Here is an 18,649-nt window from a genome sequence, read left to right as displayed (position 1 = left end):
TTTTTGAAAGGTAATCGACGTATTGCAACACGCTATGAAAAAACAGCACGAAACTATCTGTCGATGGTGAAATTAGGCTGTATTCGACTCTTTTGCCGGAGATTATATAATTAAGGGACACTACCTAGTAAGGTCGGGGTAAAAGAAAAAAACGTACCAATTGATCAAGGTCCTATGCTAGGACAAAATGGTGTTCAAACCTCCAGTAAAACTATATGGAAAGGAGTTGGTAAAGAACGTATTGATGTAGAAAATCCAAACCCTGGCAAGAGGCCAGGACAAATACACTATCAAGATAATAAAAACAACAAATATTACTACGAGCCATCTACTAATTCGTTTTATAGCTTTGACTCTTCAAAAAATAAAGTACCTGCACCATCATCAGTAAATAACTTATTATCTGATCCGAAATTTAGGCAGGCAATAGACAAAGGCATGAAACAATATTTGGGGGAAAAATGATTAAATACAATCAGAAAATGTTTAGTTTTTTAGATGGATATGTCAAGGAAGAGGTTGTAATACCAAAAGTTCTTGCTGAGTTCTTAAATCTTGGGTTCACAGTAAGTTCAAACGGTTGTGTATTTTTTTCTTCTCTTGGTCCTGTAGCTAGTGTGTTAAGAGAAAATCAAATTAATAGTCATTCAAATTTCTTCGATAAAACAGAAGAGGAATGTTTCTATAATGAAATAAGATTAAGTGACTATTTGGAAAACAATATTATAGATGTTGCTATAAAATTCGCTTCTCTTATTATTGCTAAACTGGAACAAGATCTTCCCTCTTTCAAATTCGAACTTATTCTTGTACTTGATGACTTTGAAGAGGAAATCGATTCTGTTATTAAACTACATATGATGAGAGAAAATGAAGTATCATACATTGATATTGATTCTTTAGACGAATTTATTCAACCTATACTTATATTGCAAACCAAATAAAAGATCCTAATCAGAATGAACTGCACACCAAAATGTTAGACAATCATCCGACATTTAAACGGTGCAGTTCATTACGTCTAAGAAAAGTTGCTTACAGGCTAAAAAGTCGCGTCGGGGGTTTTTGGATTCGGCGGCAAAGCCGCACTGGAAAAATTAGTTGTAACTGACTGATTATATTTGAAAAATCAGAGTCCGGCAGTCAGATTCGCAATGGAATGCGTTGTTGTGGATAATAATGCACTAAGCTTGCCAAAAGGGCTGGCGGATTACGGTCGGTCAGCATCCAGTCTGGCTACCGCTATGCTAAATGAAGGTAAATCCCCTCAAGAGATTTCAGCGGCGTTGTCAAAACATGCCAAAGGTGATCACCCGGAAGGGCAAGATCCGGTAAGAGGATTGTTAGTCGCTTGGGGAGCAGGAATGTCCACGGTAGCAGCACCACTGCTACTACCATCAGGAGCAACAGTGGGAAGTATTTTTGCTGGAGGTATAATCAGTGGAACCGCTAATGTTAGTAATCAATTGACAAATGGCCCAGTGAACATGACTGACGCATTGATAGCCACGGGAACAGGAGCAGTAACACAAGGCAAAGGCTTTTGGTTTACAGAAGTAGCGAGTATAACGGGTGCTTATGTTGGGGCAAAACTACAGGATAAAAGCCCACTTGCACCGGTAGCAGGTGCAGCAGTTGGTAATGTTGTAGGTGCAATTGGAGGAAAAGTTATTACTGATAAACTAGCGCCAATAGTGGCGAACCCAATTAAAAGTGAAGTCGGCGGTGCTATCGGTGGAGCTCTAATTTCTGAAGCGGTAGGAAATAGAGTTGAAAATCAGTTAGATAAACGTGGAGGTGGTAAGTGAAACATCAAAAAGCCACTTATCGGGCTCTTTTATTGCTTACCAGTCTATGGTTTATATTATTTTTTTGTATGGTTTTTATTACCAGCCTTATTCTAGCAACCATTTTTTATTTCACCGATGGACAATTTTTCTTCTCTCTAGAAGATGTCTATTACTCTTTTAAAATGGGTGCTAGTACAGGTATTCCTACAGGAATCGGTATCTGGATTATGTCCAAGTTAAAAGAAAATAAAGACTGACAATAATGCACTAAGCTTGCCAAAAGGGCTGGCGGATTACGGTCGGTCAGCATCCAGTCTGGCTACCGCTATGCTAAATGAAGGTAAATCCCCTCAAGAGATTTCGGCAGCATTGTCAAAACATGCCAAAGGTGATCACTCGGAAGGACAAGATCCGGTAAGAGGATTATTAGTCGCTTGGGGAGCAGGAATGTCCACGGTAGCAGCACCACTGCTACTACCATCAGGAGCAACAGTGGGAAGTATTTTTGCTGGAGGTATAATCAGTGGAACCGCTAATGTTAGTAATCAATTGACAAATGGCCCAGTGAACATGACTGACGCATTGATAGCCACGGGAACGGGGGCAGTAACACAAGGCAAAGGCTTTTGGTTTACAGAAATAGCGAGTATTACTGGTGCGTATGTTGGGGCAAAACTACAGGATAAAAGCCCACTTGTACCGGTTATTGGTGCCGGGCTTGGTACTGCGGCTGGTAGTGTTGGCGGTAAAGTTGTTACTGATAAATTAACCCCTGTAGCAACCCAAGCAGTATCAGAAGCTGCGGGAGTAGTAAGTGGTACAATTATTAGTGAAGTATCTGGATCTGCAATTCAAAAACAACTAGAAAAAAGGGTTAAAAAAGATGAAGTTAAAAAATAATATTTTTCGACTTTTTTTATTCATAATGTATTTTTGCTCTTTTTTATCCTTACTGATTTTTACCACCAGGTTAATTGTTGCTTTAATATTTTATTTTGTTGATGGTAATTTTTATTTTTATCGAGATGAATTGTGGTTTTCTGTAAAAAGAGGAATAGCAACAGGTGTACCACTTGGTATAGGTGCTTGGTTTTTAGCACGGCTGAAAGAAAACAAATCTTAATCATCATAATCTTTCAGTAATTCTGCGGATAATAATGCCCTTGGTTATGGTCCAGGAACCTTTTGGGGGCAGATAGCCAACTCGATCAGTTCAGATGCATCATTGTCCTTTGATCTACAAGGTAAAGGGAAAACAGTAGAAGAAATAAACGAAGCTATAAAATACTCTCATCAGGGGCCATCATGGGGTGTTACTTATAAAGTTAAACCACATGTAAAAGGTGAGGTTACAGCAGGAATAGGTCCAGCAGGGTTTGCTGAAGCAGCATTGGATCCAAATAAATTTGCAATTAATGGTGGGATGACAACAGCTATTGGTGCTCATGGTGGAGCAACTGTCGGAATAGAATTTGGCCCTTATTTCCCAGGTTTATTAGGAGTCCAAGATAAAGATTATTCTTTTGATCTAGGTTTTGGCTATGGTTCATTTGGAATATCAGCAGGAAAAGATGGAATAGGTGTATCACTTGGTATAGGGCCTTCAATTGGCTGGGGTGGTATTTCAAGGGAAACTCCATTAGGTGAAGCAGACGTGAATGGCAAAGTTGGCACTGAAATATATAAACATGAGTTTAAGGATAAATGAGCATGATTGTATATATTCCGTTTATTTTGATGGTCTTGAGTCTGTTGGGGTTTCTTGCATGCTTCATCTACTTTGGCTTGAGCAAAAAAATTTCACTAAGAAGTGTAAAATCTCCATTGCTATTTTTTGATTTTTGTTTTTTTAATAAAAACAAACTTGCTAATTTTCCCATGATAATATTATTTGTTATTTATATGTCTGGAATTTGGTTTGAATTTATTAAAAATGGAAACTTAACTTCCTTTGTTAGCTATTTTATTGGAGTGTTTGCAATTATTTTTTTTCTTATTCATTGCAGATTTTTCTCAAAAAGAAAATTTGCACATAGAAATAATATTGAATTCATAAGAGAGTTTGCTTTTGAAATGGAAATAAGTCTTAAAAATACGTTATTATGGTTATCTAGGTTATTTTATATTGTTTGGCTTTATTTGTTTTTTTCTACGTAATTGTTGTGGACAACAACCACCTAAGTGTGGAGAAGAACCAATCGCGCAGTGAGGAACTGGTTAATTGTCAGGGTGATAGCAGTTGCCGTTCTGCCGTTAGGGATAAATACCGACAGGAATATGACAAGGTTCAAGAGAGGATAACAACTTGTTCAGGGGCTGACCAGTGCGTTGCCGTTGCTAAAGAGCTGCGGGCATTGCAAGGTGACTACAGTGCTCGGATAAGTGAAATTCAGGAAAAAGCCAGAATGCAGGGGCTGGATTCCCTCACACCGGCAGAAGTACGGGAATGGGCTGATTTACGCGGTGCCATGTCAAATATTGATGCGTCCCGCAATTTAGTCCTCCACCGTGCTCAAGTCACCGGCGGCTCAGAAGAAACCACCCAGGAAATCGTGAAGATTATGGGGCAGACGGGAATTGCTGCGTCTGCGGGAGTGGCCGGAGGGATTAGTAAAACAGGTGCAAAAGCTACCCATTCAGATCAAGGTCAGAAAAGTAACACTGATAAAGGTGCTCAGGCGGAAACCTCACATAACCAGTCCAGAAATGCGGGGACAAAAGGAAATGAGTTAACGAGTATCACTCAAAAGCAGCTTGATAAAAAATTTAAACATGCAGTAGATTTTGGTGTGATAACTACTAAGAAAAACCCAGAAACGCTTCGTCAATATGAAAAAGCGATTAAAAGTCATATGGAGGATACTACAACAGTTCGGCAAGGTACTTATGGGTTCGTAAAAGACTCCAAAGTTTTCTTTAATTCAAATACAAATAATGCTGTTGTGCTTGATAGTTCAGGTAATTTTGTTACTGGTTTCAAACTTACACCTGGAACACCACAATATGACAATTATATCAAGAATGGAGTTTTACGATGAACGCATTGATTTTAGAATTTGCCAAATCTTTTACTAAAGGGAGATTATCTGCTGAAGTTTTTGTAGAAGCGTATATGGAAATGTGGCGTATAGAAAGGGATAACAACAATATCCTCAAGTATGAGGGTAAATTAAGCGAATGCTTATCAAGCATATTTTGCCTTGCTGATTTATATAATTCAGATCCAGATGATAGAGAAGAATATGAATTAGATAATGAACAATTATGTGAAAAAGTATCTCAGCTAATAAATCAGTTAGTTAATAGCTAATTCTGCATAGACCCTAGCCAGTATGAACTGCATCTCAAAAGTTAAACACCAACTAATTGAGGTGCATTCATAACTTCCTTAGTTCTTCTCAACGAGCCGGATAATCAATTGTCTCCGTTCAATGGTTACTTGTACTGCCGGTCCGGTGGCAAAACCCGCTTCTTCCAGCCAGTTTCCTTTAAGGTGCAACACTGACAAGAGCACAGCGGGAAAAACTGGCCTTCGGGGGCGAAAAGCGCGTCAGGGGGTTTTGGGTTCGGCGGTGAACGCACATTGGAAAAAACGGGTTGTAACTGACTGAGGGCATTGGGGAAATCGGAGTTCGGTAATCAACTTCGCAATGGAATGCGTTGTTGCGGATAATAATGCCCTGAGCTTACCCAAAAGCATGGCGGATTATGGTCGGTCAGCATCAAGTTTGGCTACCGCGATGTTAAATGAAGGTAAATCCCCTCAAGAGATTTCAGCGGCATTGTCAAAACATGCCAAAGGCGATCACCCGGAAGGACAAGATCCGGCAAGAGGATTGTTAGTCGCTTGGGGAGCAGGTGCTTCTGTTGTGGGAGGCACTATAGTTGGCCCTATTACTGGGGCCGCCGCAGTCATTGGTGGAGGTATTTTAGGCGGAGCAACCGATGTCACCAAACAGTTTTTAACGTTGAAACCAGGAGAACACTATAGTGCAACAGATACACTGATAGCGGTAGGAACTGGCGCATTAACTCAAGGTAAAGGAACACTATTTAGCACCCTTGTGAATACAGGAGGCGCTTATTTAGGAAGTAAAGTTAAAGGGGAAGATCCTACAACCTCAATGTTAGGTAATGCCGTTGGTACTGTAATTGGTAATAAAGTGGGGGGAAGTTTACCAATGAAATGCTTTCTAAAGGTTATTCTAATAAAGCTTCCGAGATTGGTGGGGAAATTATGCTGGAGTTGCAACAGATTACATTGTAGAAGAAGGTATAAAGAAAACACGAGGAAGAAAAAAATAAACAATAAAAGGAGCGTTATTTTTAGACTGAAACAATTTATCTATTTAATCTTGGGATGGGGAATAGTTTTTTCAGTGTGTTGTATGATTAGCATTCCTTTAGCGTACCTGATTATCTTTTTTAAAGAGAGGTATTTTCTTTTAGACATTCAACCCGCTATTAGTGGATTAAAATTCAGTATAAAAGTCGGCGGTAGTGGTGGGGCAATATTTGGATTTTTTATATGTTTGTTTAGTTTAATAGAAGAATTTTGCAAGAAATTTTCTTCATTAAACAAAAATAAGGAGGGGGAATAAAATATATATTGAGCAGAAAAAGCATCTTTTCTTATTTGTCTGTTTAGTCATTACTTGTCAGACTGGGTTATTCTTATTTGGTCTTTTTATAAAGGATGTTTTTCTATCGGTCAATTGGCAGATAGTGAAAGAGTTAATTATTTCCGGGATGTTATTGCATATTTTTGTCCTCGGAGATCACCCAATAACATCCATCGAGATCGGGTAATAACCCTCAGTGATCTCCATCGTGGTAATACGCAGTTATATTGAAATATTAGTCACATGGAGAAAAAAATAGAGTGAATAATGAGGTAATACCTATGGCTGTAATGTTAAAACAAAGCATTAAAACATGATATCAAAACTACATTATTAAAACGCCCGGAGTAGTGAGCTTCGGGCATTCAGATGTCAAACGATATTAAGGTTAGCTATATTAGGCTTTCTCGAAAATAAAACCAGTAAAATCAGCGGTGACTTCTGGTGGTGGGGACTCAGTTCCCATCGTGGTTTTTGCTAAGAAAACGCGTAAATATCCTTCTGCATCTGTACTTAATGTTACAGAACCGGTGATAAATTCCGTGGAGTCTACAACAAAAGTGTTATGATTAAAGGTATCATTATGTAAACCAAAAATAGCTGGGAAGCCGTCGTCTATTACGCCTATGGCGGGTGATATGCGCGCTTTACCTGTTAGCTTATATTTAGTGTTAGGTTCTAATCCTTCTATAATTTGAAAGATGGCATCAGACTTAGGGTGGATTCTAAGAAAGTTAATTCCATTCTCAGATAAGATTTTTACCGTTTCGGGGAATGGGATTATCCAGCCTTTATATCCTTCATCAAATGAGCCGTTAATCAATTCTTTATCAGAACTTTTCTGACCAGAATAATCTATATTATTCAGAATTTCTTTTATATTCATATGTTAATCCTTTTAAAATTGATAGTAATAAATTTAACTTTTCTTAAGCATTTTATTGCTCGGGAATGACTTTATCAATGATAGGAGAATATTCAATTGTGTTTTTTATTAATTGGGAATTGTAATTTGTATAAATTAATAAAGAATAAACAATGGGGAGTTAAATTATATACTATAAATATAGTATTTTCTATTTATCCGATATGGGTATAAATTGGATTTTTATATTCTTATTTACGTGAGGAGTATATGTATATGCCAGAAAAAAACATGCGTAAAATGGCACTATTACAATAGAGTGTTGAGGATTGAAATGAATTTTTAATGTTGGTTGGATTGATAGAGATAAAATATTTCATTTTACATTAGGGTGGTTCTTTTGAATAGAAATAATTTTGCAGGTGATAATGATGACAGGTATATACTGCGGATATTATTATTGGTTATATTACTGTCTGGTATTGATTCCAGACAGTTTTTATATTAAATCCTATTTCGTATGGTTATTGCCTGTTAAAGGCGTTTACTTAAAATCGAATTATTTGAGAAGAGAGAAAATAAAATTATCGGCCTAAATAACCATCCCAATCTTTCCAGACAGGTTGTAACCCGGCTTTAATTAATACTTCCGCGACCTGATAAACAGAACGGTTATCATGCGGAATAAATTGCTCCAATTCTTCGTGACTACTATCTGCGTAACCACCAGGTTGGGTTTTAGAACCGGCACTGACATTGTTGATTGCCAGTGGGATGACGTGATCGCGAAAGAATGGGGATTCACGAGTAGAAATAGAAAGTTCTACATCTGGTGCAAATAGACGAAAAGCGCAAATCAGTTGTACCAGCTCTGCTTCATCCATCAGAGATGCAGGTTCAATACCTCCGGCACAAGGTCGCAGACGTGGGAATGAAATTGAGTAACGGCTCTGCCAGTATGTGCGTTGCAGAAAGAATAAATGCTCAGCCACCATATAGCAGTCTGTCCGCCAATGACTAGAAAGGCCAATCAGTGCTCCTAAGCCGATTTTATCGATTTTTGCCCGACCAAGACGATCAGGTGTTTCTAGCCGCCAGTGAAAATCTTGTTTCTTTCCTCGCAGATGATGAAGTCGATAAGTTGGCTCATGATAGGTTTCCTGATAAACCATCACACCATCTAGCCCCAGAGTTTTTAATTCTGAGTACTCTTCCTGCGTCATGGGTTGGACTTCCATCATTATTGAACTGAAATGTTCGCGGATAAGTGGCAGATAACGGCGGAAATAATCCATACCTACCTTGCCTTGATGCTCTCCAGTGACTAATAGCACACTGTCAAAACCCAGCGCTTTAATTGCTTGGCATTCCGCAATAATTTCATCTTTATTCAATGTCTTGCGTTTAATGTGGTTACTCATTGAGAACCCGCAATAAGTGCAATCATTGGCACACAAATTGGAGAGATAAAGTGGTACATAAAAACCAACGGTATTACCAAAGCGTTGACGAGTGAGTTTTTGTGCTCGTTGTGCCAGCGGTTCTATGTATGGCTTCGCTGCTGGTGAGAGCAACGCCATCAAATCATCTAAATTTAATTTGTTGCTACTCAATGCCCGTTCAACTTCCTGAGAACTTTTACTGTTAATACGTAGGGTAATGTCATCCCAGTCTAATTGTCGCCAGCGGTGATTAAAGCGACTATTCGTAAAATTATTAGCCATTAGAACACCCCCAGAAAATCAGTCAGTGGGCTGGATGCAACAGCATGTTGTTTTGGACTTGCCAGGCCAGCTTCATAGGATAGCTCGCCCGCTTCAATTGCCACTCTGAAGGCTTGAGCCATTTTGACTGGGTTACGTGCAACGGCAATAGCGGTGTTGACTAATACAGCATCCGCACCCAGCTCAATCGCTTCCAGTGCATGGCTTGGTGCACCTATCCCCGCGTCGATAACCACTGGCACTTGCGCTTGCTCAATAATCATTTTCAGAAAATCTCGGGTTAATAGTCCCTGATTAGAACCAATCGGCGCACCTAAAGGCATGACTGCTGCACAACCCACTTCTTCCAGACGCTTACACAAAACCGGATCAGCACTGCAATATGGCAGAACGACAAACCCGTCTTTGACCAACATTTCGGCGCCTTTAAGTGTTTCGATTGGATCAGGAAGCAGGTATTTCACATCAGGATGGATTTCCAGTTTGATCCAGTTTGTTGCCAGCGCCTCACGGGCCAGGCGGGCAGCAAACAGGGCTTCTTCTGCGGTTTTGGCCCCAGAAGTATTTGGCAGTAATTTAACGCCAAGTTTTTGCAATGGTGCCAGAATGGCGTCATTACCGCTCTGCAAATCAATGCGTTTCATTGCCATTGTGACGAGTTGACTGCCAGAGGTTTCTATCGCCTGAATCATTAAATCTGAATTGGCAAATTTACCGGTACCGGTGAACAGGCGGGAATTAAACGTAGTATCAGCGATTTTTAACATATCAACCTCCAGCAATCGCCTGAAACAAAAGGACATTGTCCCCATCATTAACCTGATGTGTATGCCACTCTGAGCGTGGAATAATGATCTGGTTAACGGCCAACGCTGTCCCTGGCTGTACTCGTTCAAGTTGTTCCAGCAATTGTTGTACAACCAGAGGAGCGGCAATCTCTATTAGTTGGTCGTTTACCGTAATTTTCATGCAATATCTCCGCAAATCGGACATTGCTGCGACTGACTGAGTTGTAATGTGCTCCAGCTTTGCTGCTTACCATCAAATAATTGAAGCTTGCCGCTTAATGGGGAGGGAAGCCCGGTTAACATTTTGATGGCTTCTAGTGCCTGCAATGTGCCGATGACACCGACTACCGGACCTAATACACCCGCAGTCCGGCAATTTCGCTGGGGTTCTTCTTGATCAGGGTAGAGACAGGTATAGCAGCCGTGAGAGTAAGGAGGTTCAAATACCATCAGTTGACCACTGAATCCGACTGCACTGCCGCTAATTAATGGTTTTCGCATTGCCACACAAGCGGCATTGATAGCATGACGGGTTGCCATGTTGTCACAGCAATCGAGAACCAGATCGACTTGTTTCACGATTTTTGTCAGGGATTCCACATCCTGACGTTGATTAAACACAGTTGTTTTTACCAGCGGATTCAGTGCATTGAGTTGATTGGCTGCGAGTTCTGTTTTTGCAGAAGGAATATCTCTAGTACGGTAAAGTATTTGCCGTTGTAAATTGGAAATATGCAATTGGTCATCATCAGCGAGATAAATTGTTCCCACACCCGCAGCAGCCAGATAGAGAGATGCGGGGGCGCCTAATCCCCCTAGACCGACAATCAATACACAACTTGACTTCAGTTTTTCCTGCCCTTCAGGGCCAATATCTTCCAACAGTAGTTGTCGGCTGTAACGCATAAATTCTTGATCATTCAGCATAAGAACCTCTCAATATCTTCGAATCAATGCCTTCAACCAACTGAAGTAATTGTGACGTTGCCTGACACCAATCTTTTGCTTTAGTAATCGCACTGACCAGCGCCACTCCGCCAACTCCTGTTGCAATAACATCCGGTACGTGTTCAAGAGAAATACCTCCGATAGCGACAGTGGGATAATCTAATGTGTTTTCTACCTGTCGTTTCAGTCCCTCCAGTCCTTGTGGGGAAGATGGCATCTCTTTAGTCGTGGTTGGGAAAATATGGCCGAAAGCGATATAAGACGGACGCAGAGATTTTGCCAGCGCTAACTCTTGTTCATTGTGGGTAGAAATGCCCAACCGTAATCCGGCTGTTTGGATTGCATGTAAATCGGCAATAACTAAATCTTCTTGTCCCAGATGAACCCCATAAGCACCATGTTTGATTGCCAGTCTCCAGTAGTCGTTAATAAACACGCGAGCGTTATATTGGCGACCGAGCATAATGGCTCGCTGAATATCTTCTTCCACCTGATCTTCTGGCAGATCTTTAATTCTCAGCTGAATTGTAGTGACTCCTGCTTCTAACAAACGAGAAATCCATTCAAGTGAATCCACGACCGGATATAGACCCAATTTGTATTCAGTTGGGGCAAATGGCGCATTAGGCAGATTGTTCATGGGATACATCCTCTGAGTTGTGATATAACTCGCTGCCACGGGCGCGAAATTCTTCAGACATCTGTTCCATACCGGCAGCATAATCGCGTACTTCTTGAGAGATCTTCATAGAGCAGAATTTTGGCCCGCACATGGAACAAAAATGCGCAATTTTGCCAGAGGCTTGTGGCAGAGTTTCATCGTGATAGGCCCTTGCGGTATCTGGATCGAGAGCTAGATTAAACTGATCTTCCCAACGGAACTCAAAACGCGCTTTGGACATGGCATTGTCGCGGATTTGTGCACCGGGATGACCTTTGGCGAGATCGGCGGCATGGGCTGCAATCTTATAGGTAATTAGCCCTTGCTTGACATCATCTTTGTTTGGCAAGCCGAGATGCTCTTTCGGTGTTACATAACAGAGCATGGCACAGCCAAACCAGCCAATCATGGCTGCACCGATCCCTGAAGTAAAATGGTCATAACCCGGTGCAATATCTGTTGTCAGTGGGCCAAGGGTATAGAACGGGGCTTCGTGACAATGCTCCAATTCTTCCGTCATATTGCGGCGGATCATTTGCATCGGAATATGTCCGGGACCTTCGATCATTACCTGAACATCATATTCCCAGGCAATTTTGGTGAGTTCACCTAATGTATGTAACTCTGCAAACTGGGCTTCATCATTGGCGTCTTGAATAGAGCCCGGGCGTAGGCCATCTCCCAATGATAAAGAAACATCATAGGCAGCGCAGATTTCACATATTTCGCGGAAATGTTGGTAGAGGAAGTTTTCTTGATGATGAGATAGACACCATTTCGCCATAATGGAGCCACCGCGGGAAACGATCCCAGTGAGGCGTTTGGCTGTCATCGGCACGTAGCGTAGTAGTACACCTGCATGAATGGTGAAGTAATCTACCCCTTGTTCTGCTTGTTCTAGTAAGGTATCACGGAACATTTCCCAAGTGAGGTTTTCCGCTACGCCATTGACTTTCTCCAGTGCCTGATAAATAGGGACGGTACCGATAGGAACTGGGCTATTACGTAAGATCCACTCGCGGGTTTCGTGGATATAGCGACCAGTAGAGAGATCCATGACCGTATCTGCTCCCCAACGGGTGGACCAGATTAACTTTTCTACTTCTTCTTCAATGGATGATGTTACTGAAGAGTTTCCGATATTAGCGTTAACTTTCACTAGAAAGTTGCGACCGATAATCATCGGCTCTGATTCAGGATGATTAATATTGGCGGGAATGATTGCCCGGCCAGCGGCGACTTCTTGGCGGACAAATTCCGGCGTGATGTTTTCTGGCAATTGAGCACCGAAACTTTGTCCGGCATGTTGTTGGCGTAATACATCACCACGGATACGTTCGCGCCCCATATTTTCCCGTAGTGCGATAAATTCCATTTCCGGTGTGATGATGCCTTTACGGGCATAATGTAGCTGAGTAACGCGTTTGCTTTTACGGGCTTTCAATGGGTGAGGACGATGATGGAAACGTAAATGGTCGAGACCGACATCTGCCAGACGTTGTTGGGTAAAATCGGAACTGAGGGTAGTCACGGGTTCAGTATCCTGGCGTTCATCGATCCATTGTTGACGCAGTTTAGTTAATCCAACATGCACATCTAACCTGGAATCAGGATCGCCATAAGCGCCGGAAGTATCATAAACAGGGATAGCTTCGTTTTCCTCGTACTGAGATTCTTCTTTGGTGCCACCAATCAACGTGGGAGATAACTGAATTTCACGCATTGGAACCTGAATATCTTCGCGTGAACCTTGAAGATAAATCCGTTGTGAATTAGGGAACGCGACTCCCTGAATAGAATTAATAAATTCCTGAGCGGCATCACGTTGAGCTTTACGTGGGCGCGCTGGATTGGGTTTTGGTGAGATATCGGTTGTAGGGATAACAGTATTATGAGACATAGCAAATTCCTAACCGTGTTATTGGGAAAGTTGCTTGTCTGGAGCTCGCAGGGAGTAATAATTGATAGCTGGATGGACTCTTGGTAGGAAAACCGGGTGAGCCAACAGCGATTGATTACTCTTGTTCCCTTCGCGGGTCTTAACCCGATCAGGTTCCGCGGATCCCGAATTAACGGTCTCAGCCTGTGTATGCTGCGATAAAACAGCTTACGCTAGGCACTCCGACAAGAAAGTAATCAGTAGTATAGAAGGGATTATGAAAACTACAACCCTTACTGATTGAAAGTATTTATAATGACCAGGTTAATTGTTGCCAGCCATGTTGGTTTGCAAATGGGTATTGATGGTAATCTAAAAATTATTTTGTGATAACTACCTCATTTTATAGATTGTTTAGTAGATAAATAATGAATATTTTCTATGCTAAATATTGTTTAGCTAAACGTTATTTTTTCGATGATAATTTATTGAGGAAATAGGTTATGAAAAACTTTGACTCTTCTAAAGTAGTTAAAATTAAATCACCATTGTCTGGTTGGGCTGTCAATGACAAAAACGATGATTAATTTATGATTATTCCCCTTCGTATTTTGTACGAAGGGGAATAATATGGAGTTTGAAGATGAATATCGCTACGACATGTTATCCGCATAAACAATTCCGCTCTGATTTCGAATTACAGATCCGTAATTCACTTGAATATTTAATTGAAATAACCGAGTCTGACTTTAAAGTTCCTGATGGATTTTTCATAAAATGGGATTTATGTGCTTCTCATTATTTGGCTATCGATGCAGCCGAAAAGGATAACAGGGAATTATGTATTAATTACATTCGGAATGCTATAGAAAAATGCCAGGATTATACAGAAAAGCCAGAGCTATCTATTAAAGCTTTGGATTATTTTATCGAGTCTGTGTTTGATATGAACATGCTTTTTAAAATATTGGAGCAGGATGATAAAGGAGTCAGGGTTGGATACCGATTTGCACATGAAGTAAAAGATGATATAGAGAAGATACAAGAAGCATTGGAATTATTGAAAACCTATGATGAAAATACCTATCTTGAATGTGTATGTTTTATTGATACAATATATCTTACAGGAAAAACAGAAGGGAATTATATCAGGTCAGGCTGCAACTTTAATATGTGGGGGATGATCCTACTTTATAGTGCGGATGAAAATAGTGTACCTTACTATATTGAGCATATCGTTCATGAATGTGCACATCATGCACTAAATATTATTAATGCTCAAGATTATCTTGTTTTGAATGATCCTGAAGAACGTTATCAAGCTCCATTTCGTGAAGATGGTAGACCCATGATTGGCATATTTCATGCCTATTTTGTACTTAACCGGATTTGTCAAACTTTATATAAAATATCTAATATATACTCTGGGATTTATGAAGAAGAAATTAGATCACGATTTAATACTGCATTGAAAAAATTCTTTGATACAAAAGAGATAATAGATAATCATGCAGAATTGACAGAAATCGGGCATGCTATCGCAGATAGTATCAGTGAAGAAATGAATAGGATTATTCCCAGTGAAGTTAAATGATGATTTTTGGAAAATACGATCTTCGGAAGCGTTATATATTTTGAGTTCACGAATAATTGTAGCTCTGGTCACTTTAAGTCTTATTAAGAGTAACCAGCTAATATTGTCTTCGTATTTTCTTTTTGTTTATTTTCTTTCAAGAACGATTTCAGGTCTCGCTTTATCACATCTTTTTGACCAGCTTGATAAGAAAAAAATTCTTTTTGTACTCAATCTTATATTTATTTTTTTAACAATATATTACCTTTATAACATTAGTTACGGTGGGCCAATATATTTTTTCTTCATTATTAGTATCATACTTGGCTTAATCGATGCTCTTTATTCTCCTGTTGTGAATGCTTATATTCCGTTTATTGTCAGTAAACATGAGCTTGATGAAGCATATCGTAAGACATTTTTGTTGCAGGCGTCTCTTAATGTGTTTGGTATCGGTTTGGGAATGGCAGGGTATGAAGTTATAGGGATAATTAATATGACATGGACGTTATGCGGATTAATTGTCCTATCCGTATGCATTCTATATGGAGTAAACAATCGGGGGACAAGGATTTTGCAGAAGAGGGAAGATAATCCTTCTTCTGCTCTTAACAGTCTAAGACTTTTCTTTCGTTATCGTTTTGAGCCATATTGGGCACTTTCATCTCTGTTAGTGAATATGATTCTAGTTCCGTTTTCTTCTCTTGTTATTCCATATTTTGTAGAGTCAGTAAAACACTCAAGCGCTATTATGATTGGAATAATAGAAGCGAGTGCTGCGATTGGGGCAATTTGTGCTTCCGTATTTTTCCAATCCTATTTTGAAAAAATATATGGTAAAGTTCGCACCGTTATTTTCTCGTTTTTTATGATAGGATTATGTCTGGTTGGCTTATCTTTGTTTATAAGTCATATCATCTGGTGTCTTTTGGCTTTTCTGATCGGAGTCTCTGTTATACTGAATAATGTCAGCATAGAATCCAGTCGTTCCATCGCTATACCGGAAAGACATAGAGTAAAAATACAGACAGTTCATACCGCTTTTATTGGATTGGGGAATCCTTTCGGATTCATTCTTTTCTCTATGATAATAGAGAAATGGAATTATTCTGTTGTACTTCTTATTGGTGGTTTTCTAATATGTGTTGTTTCTCTATTCCTGAAATATATCCCTATGTTTGATGATTTGCTTAGTAAAGATAAAGAAGAAATAGACTCTATTTATGATAAAAATTATGGTGATTTATGAGCATATTGACAGAAATTAAAAAATTTTACCAAATTGATAAAGACAAGGTATATGATCGTCATCATTCGTCGCACTTGGTTAATACTGCTAAATTGTTAAATAAATATGGTTGTAAAGAAGTAGTATGTAATGCAGGAATGTTACATTCAATATATGATGAAAATTCAATATATAATAATTCTGGTGTGAGTTATAAAGATAGGGAACATATACAACAAATTGTTGGAAAAGATGTTGAGTTACTTGTTTATTATTATGGGCGAGTTCATTATGCTAAAAATTATGATAATATATCAAAGAATGGTAATGTTGTAACACTAAGAGCTCAGACTGAAGATATTTCTATTCCTGAAGATATATTCTCTAATTTGGTCAACATTATTGTTGCTGACATACTTGAACAGATAATATGGTGTGTAGAAAAGAAAGGCTTTTTTACATACCAAGATGCAAGGGAACACCTTAAGAAACTATTTCCGATATTATATTATTGTTGCCACGGTATAAAAATTGATTTTAATAGGTTTTGGAGTTTATCATGCAGAACATAAATTCTATTCATTCAGAAATGGCTATTTTGCATGATAAATATATTCTTGGTGTGATATCTCCTGATAATTTTTTCTTAACATTCAGCCAACTTGAGAAAAAATTAGCGGATTGTGTCATTCACACGCCAAATTGGGCAGAATTTGCCAAAGATATTTATATTGGGCATGGAGTATATAACGGTAATATTAATGTTTTTACTGAAATTAAAGATCTTAAAAATATTCTTAGGTCTTTAACTGATACATTATTGTCTGATATTAGTGGCCTGAATTTTATATCTACAGATAAGCACCATCTTAAATCATTTTTTTCCGATTGCAATAATATAGATAATCTACATAGAGCATATGAAGTTAAACACTCGATTAATGATATGAATAAGGAAATACTAAATAAAATATTTTATCTTATAGATGAAATGCTTGGAGCAAGAAATTATTTCGTGCAAGGGCTAGGGTATAAAGATTTTGCTTCATATAAATGTAATTATCTTTTCAATAAGGATACTGAGAATGTTAAGAACACTTTGGAAATCTATTATCATAAACTTATAAATTCACTAAAAACTCTTTGTAATCATTTTGGAATTGATGTAAATCAGTTCACTGATCCTGCTACATTCCGTATGTACCAGAGAAATCTGGTAAATAGACTATCGTTGCCATGTTTTAATTTTCACTTGCTTGAAATACTTAGATTAATTTTTTCTTACTTAAATAAACATAGCCAAGCTCATTTTAGTATTGAATGTGAATCAACAAATCGGTATATCATCCGTGTATCAACTCATAATGAGCGTTCATTTTTTTTTGTCATACAAGCATGTCAGATACAAGGTACAGTGACAGCGATATCTTGTGACAAGATTTTTGATAGCTCTGTATCAGTAACTTATCTCAAATCTGCTTTATTTCATCAACCATTGGGAATAGCTGAAATAAAAACGGTAATTCATGAAATTGGTCATCTGATTAGTATTGGTATGGCTAGTATTAATGGAGGTCTTTATCACAGTGATTTCCGCTCAACTATTGAAATACCAAGTCAGTTATCCGAACATATTTTTTTTAATGAACTGGTTTGCAATACAGCTATGAATGAATCACAGAAAATGGTTTTTGATAACTTTATTTGTATGGATATTCTTGATGAGATGCGTCAGATAGAATTCGCGTTTATCGATCTTTATCTCCACAGTGGCATAGCTATATTTGACCTTATGCCAGAGAAATTGATAAACGGTTCTCCGTGTTTCTTCAATTATTCCAATATATTAACTAAGCCGGTTTATCTTGAGCACATCATTTCAGGTGGGAGGGAAGGAGCATACAGCTTGTACCCTTTGAACAATATAGTGGCACATTCCTTGTCTGCCACTATATCACCAAACTGTTTTTTGGATTACTTCATGAATGCAGAGATGCTGAATGACACAATACATTCAATAATTGTCTAATTAAAATAATGCGATAAAACAGCTTACGCTAGGCACTCCGACAAGAAAGTAATCAGTAGTATAGAAGGGATTATGAAAACTACAACCCTTACTGATTGAAAGTATTTACAATGACTAGGTTAATTGTTGCCAGCCATATTGTTGGTTGTTTTGCGATCAATTTCTCATGTTTATTAATTTATTAGTGAACAAATGGAAAAAATTCCTTATGGAGGGAGATAATAGATAATCATGCCAAATTGACAGAAATGGGGCATGTTATCGCAGATAGTATCAGTAAAGAAATGAATAAGATTATTCCCAGTGAAGTTAAATGATGATTTTTGGAAAATACGATCTTCGGAAACATTATATATTTTAATCTCAAAAATAATTGTATCTCTGGTCACTTTAAGTCTAATTAATAGTGACCAACTAGGCTGTGTCCCTTAATATCAATTAATAGTATTATTATCTGATTGATTTCGATGCAGGAACAAAATAGTGGCACGTTACGACATTTCTGATGATGCTTGGATATTGATAGAATCTTGTTTGCCCCC

The 18,649-nt window shown here is 38.7% G+C and carries 23 protein-coding genes, 1 pseudogene and 1 riboswitch; of the genes and pseudogenes, 16 read left to right on the top strand and 8 right to left on the bottom strand.

Translation table 11 applies throughout. The features are described 5' to 3' along the window. The 11 genes and pseudogenes from EAE89_RS21120 to EAE89_RS21070 all read left to right on the top strand — a co-directional run. Window positions 1-114 (top strand): annotated as a pseudogene (locus EAE89_RS21120) (IS5/IS1182 family transposase); the annotation flags it as partial. Between the two features lie 60 nt (window positions 115-174). After that, window positions 175-465 (top strand): hypothetical protein, encoded by a 291-nt coding sequence (locus EAE89_RS21115; RefSeq protein ID WP_214086532.1) that lies wholly within the window; start codon window positions 175-177, stop codon window positions 463-465. Next, entirely contained in the window at window positions 462-944 is a 483-nt protein-coding gene (locus EAE89_RS21110; protein ID WP_214086531.1) for a hypothetical protein, read from the top strand. Before EAE89_RS21115 ends, EAE89_RS21110 begins: the two co-directional genes overlap by 4 nt. 210 nt (window positions 945-1,154) lie before the next feature. Beyond that, window positions 1,155-1,808 carry a hypothetical protein gene (locus EAE89_RS21105; RefSeq protein WP_214086530.1) on the top strand — a complete coding sequence of 218 codons (654 nt, stop codon included), beginning with the start codon at window positions 1,155-1,157 and terminating at the stop codon, window positions 1,806-1,808. Then, the gene (locus EAE89_RS21100) at window positions 1,805-2,047 is read left to right on the top strand and encodes a hypothetical protein (protein ID WP_054478564.1); all 243 of its coding nucleotides are present in this window, start codon (window positions 1,805-1,807) and stop codon (window positions 2,045-2,047) included. The genes EAE89_RS21105 and EAE89_RS21100 overlap by 4 nt, the downstream gene beginning before the upstream one ends. 16 nt (window positions 2,048-2,063) lie before the next feature. Then, window positions 2,064-2,690, top strand: a complete 627-nt coding sequence (locus EAE89_RS21095; protein ID WP_244866677.1) for a hypothetical protein — start codon at window positions 2,064-2,066, stop codon at window positions 2,688-2,690. Continuing rightward, window positions 2,674-2,913 (top strand): hypothetical protein, encoded by a 240-nt coding sequence (locus EAE89_RS21090; protein WP_054481767.1) that lies wholly within the window; start codon window positions 2,674-2,676, stop codon window positions 2,911-2,913. Before EAE89_RS21095 ends, EAE89_RS21090 begins: the two co-directional genes overlap by 17 nt. 72 nt (window positions 2,914-2,985) lie before the next feature. Further along, complete coding sequence (locus tag EAE89_RS21085) at window positions 2,986-3,498, top strand: polymorphic toxin type 25 domain-containing protein (protein ID WP_152912062.1); 513 nt, start codon at window positions 2,986-2,988, stop codon at window positions 3,496-3,498. Window positions 3,499-3,500: 2 nt separating this feature from the next. Continuing rightward, window positions 3,501-3,947: a hypothetical protein gene (locus EAE89_RS21080; protein WP_214086529.1), complete on the top strand. Its 447-nt coding sequence runs from the start codon at window positions 3,501-3,503 to the stop codon at window positions 3,945-3,947. Window positions 3,948-3,952: 5 nt separating this feature from the next. Beyond that, window positions 3,953-4,828, top strand: coding sequence for a colicin D domain-containing protein (locus EAE89_RS23820; RefSeq protein ID WP_339423532.1), 876 nt, complete (start codon window positions 3,953-3,955; stop codon window positions 4,826-4,828). Continuing rightward, on the top strand, window positions 4,825-5,100 hold the full coding sequence (locus EAE89_RS21070; protein ID WP_054478194.1) for a colicin immunity domain-containing protein: 276 nt from the start codon (window positions 4,825-4,827) through the stop codon (window positions 5,098-5,100). The genes EAE89_RS23820 and EAE89_RS21070 overlap by 4 nt, the downstream gene beginning before the upstream one ends. A 78-nt stretch (window positions 5,101-5,178) precedes the next feature. Here EAE89_RS21070 and EAE89_RS21065 read toward each other — a convergent pair whose 3' ends face one another. Next, window positions 5,179-5,292 (bottom strand): SymE family type I addiction module toxin, encoded by a 114-nt coding sequence (locus EAE89_RS21065; protein ID WP_339423531.1) that lies wholly within the window; start codon window positions 5,290-5,292, stop codon window positions 5,179-5,181. Between the two features lie 148 nt (window positions 5,293-5,440). Here EAE89_RS21065 and EAE89_RS23815 point away from each other — a divergent pair, with 148 nt between their 5' ends. Next, a complete protein-coding gene (locus EAE89_RS23815; RefSeq protein ID WP_244866676.1) occupies window positions 5,441-6,391 on the top strand; it encodes a hypothetical protein in 951 nt (316 codons plus the stop codon). 418 nt (window positions 6,392-6,809) lie between these two features. Here the strand turns inward: EAE89_RS23815 and EAE89_RS21055 are convergent, their stop codons facing one another. The 7 genes from EAE89_RS21055 to thiC form a co-directional block, all read right to left on the bottom strand. Continuing rightward, window positions 6,810-7,298: a hypothetical protein gene (locus EAE89_RS21055; RefSeq protein WP_036771609.1), complete on the bottom strand. Its 489-nt coding sequence runs from the start codon at window positions 7,296-7,298 to the stop codon at window positions 6,810-6,812. A 563-nt stretch (window positions 7,299-7,861) separates the two neighbouring features. Continuing rightward, window positions 7,862-9,001 carry a 2-iminoacetate synthase ThiH gene (thiH, locus tag EAE89_RS21050; RefSeq protein ID WP_054478197.1) on the bottom strand — a complete coding sequence of 380 codons (1,140 nt, stop codon included), beginning with the start codon at window positions 8,999-9,001 and terminating at the stop codon, window positions 7,862-7,864. Further along, complete coding sequence (locus EAE89_RS21045; protein WP_054478199.1) at window positions 9,001-9,768, bottom strand: thiazole synthase; 768 nt, start codon at window positions 9,766-9,768, stop codon at window positions 9,001-9,003. The genes thiH and EAE89_RS21045 overlap by 1 nt, the downstream gene beginning before the upstream one ends. Before the next feature lies 1 nt (window position 9,769). Continuing rightward, complete coding sequence (gene thiS, locus EAE89_RS21040) at window positions 9,770-9,970, bottom strand: sulfur carrier protein ThiS (protein ID WP_054478201.1); 201 nt, start codon at window positions 9,968-9,970, stop codon at window positions 9,770-9,772. Next, on the bottom strand, window positions 9,967-10,716 hold the full coding sequence (locus EAE89_RS21035) for a HesA/MoeB/ThiF family protein (protein ID WP_149617534.1): 750 nt from the start codon (window positions 10,714-10,716) through the stop codon (window positions 9,967-9,969). Before EAE89_RS21035 ends, thiS begins: the two co-directional genes overlap by 4 nt. Continuing rightward, window positions 10,706-11,377: a thiamine phosphate synthase gene (thiE, locus tag EAE89_RS21030; RefSeq protein WP_149617535.1), complete on the bottom strand. Its 672-nt coding sequence runs from the start codon at window positions 11,375-11,377 to the stop codon at window positions 10,706-10,708. Before thiE ends, EAE89_RS21035 begins: the two co-directional genes overlap by 11 nt. Continuing rightward, window positions 11,361-13,298, bottom strand: coding sequence for a phosphomethylpyrimidine synthase ThiC (thiC, locus tag EAE89_RS21025; RefSeq protein ID WP_149617536.1), 1,938 nt, complete (start codon window positions 13,296-13,298; stop codon window positions 11,361-11,363). The genes thiE and thiC overlap by 17 nt, the downstream gene beginning before the upstream one ends. Window positions 13,299-13,406: 108 nt before the next feature. After that, a riboswitch (TPP riboswitch) is annotated at window positions 13,407-13,532 on the bottom strand. A gap of 388 nt (window positions 13,533-13,920) precedes the next feature. On the opposite strand from thiC, the gene EAE89_RS21020 reads away from it, so the two are divergent. From EAE89_RS21020 to EAE89_RS21005, 4 genes are read left to right on the top strand one after another with little or no spacing between them, the layout of a single operon-like run. After that, complete coding sequence (locus EAE89_RS21020; RefSeq protein ID WP_054481614.1) at window positions 13,921-14,871, top strand: aKG-HExxH-type peptide beta-hydroxylase; 951 nt, start codon at window positions 13,921-13,923, stop codon at window positions 14,869-14,871. Then, window positions 14,858-16,099 carry an MFS transporter gene (locus EAE89_RS21015; protein WP_054481616.1) on the top strand — a complete coding sequence of 414 codons (1,242 nt, stop codon included), beginning with the start codon at window positions 14,858-14,860 and terminating at the stop codon, window positions 16,097-16,099. Before EAE89_RS21020 ends, EAE89_RS21015 begins: the two co-directional genes overlap by 14 nt. Continuing rightward, window positions 16,096-16,650, top strand: coding sequence for a DUF6817 domain-containing protein (locus EAE89_RS21010; protein ID WP_054481617.1), 555 nt, complete (start codon window positions 16,096-16,098; stop codon window positions 16,648-16,650). Before EAE89_RS21015 ends, EAE89_RS21010 begins: the two co-directional genes overlap by 4 nt. Then, window positions 16,638-18,107: a gluzincin family metallopeptidase gene (locus EAE89_RS21005; RefSeq protein WP_214086528.1), complete on the top strand. Its 1,470-nt coding sequence runs from the start codon at window positions 16,638-16,640 to the stop codon at window positions 18,105-18,107. The genes EAE89_RS21010 and EAE89_RS21005 overlap by 13 nt, the downstream gene beginning before the upstream one ends. Window positions 18,108-18,649: the final 542 nt, after the last annotated feature.

Origin of the sequence: Photorhabdus heterorhabditis (genome assembly GCF_018448905.1) — a bacterium.
Lineage (GTDB): Bacteria > Pseudomonadota > Gammaproteobacteria > Enterobacterales > Enterobacteriaceae > Photorhabdus > Photorhabdus heterorhabditis.
The sequence above is the reverse complement of the archived record's forward strand: the minus strand, read 5'-3'. Positions and strand labels throughout refer to the sequence as shown.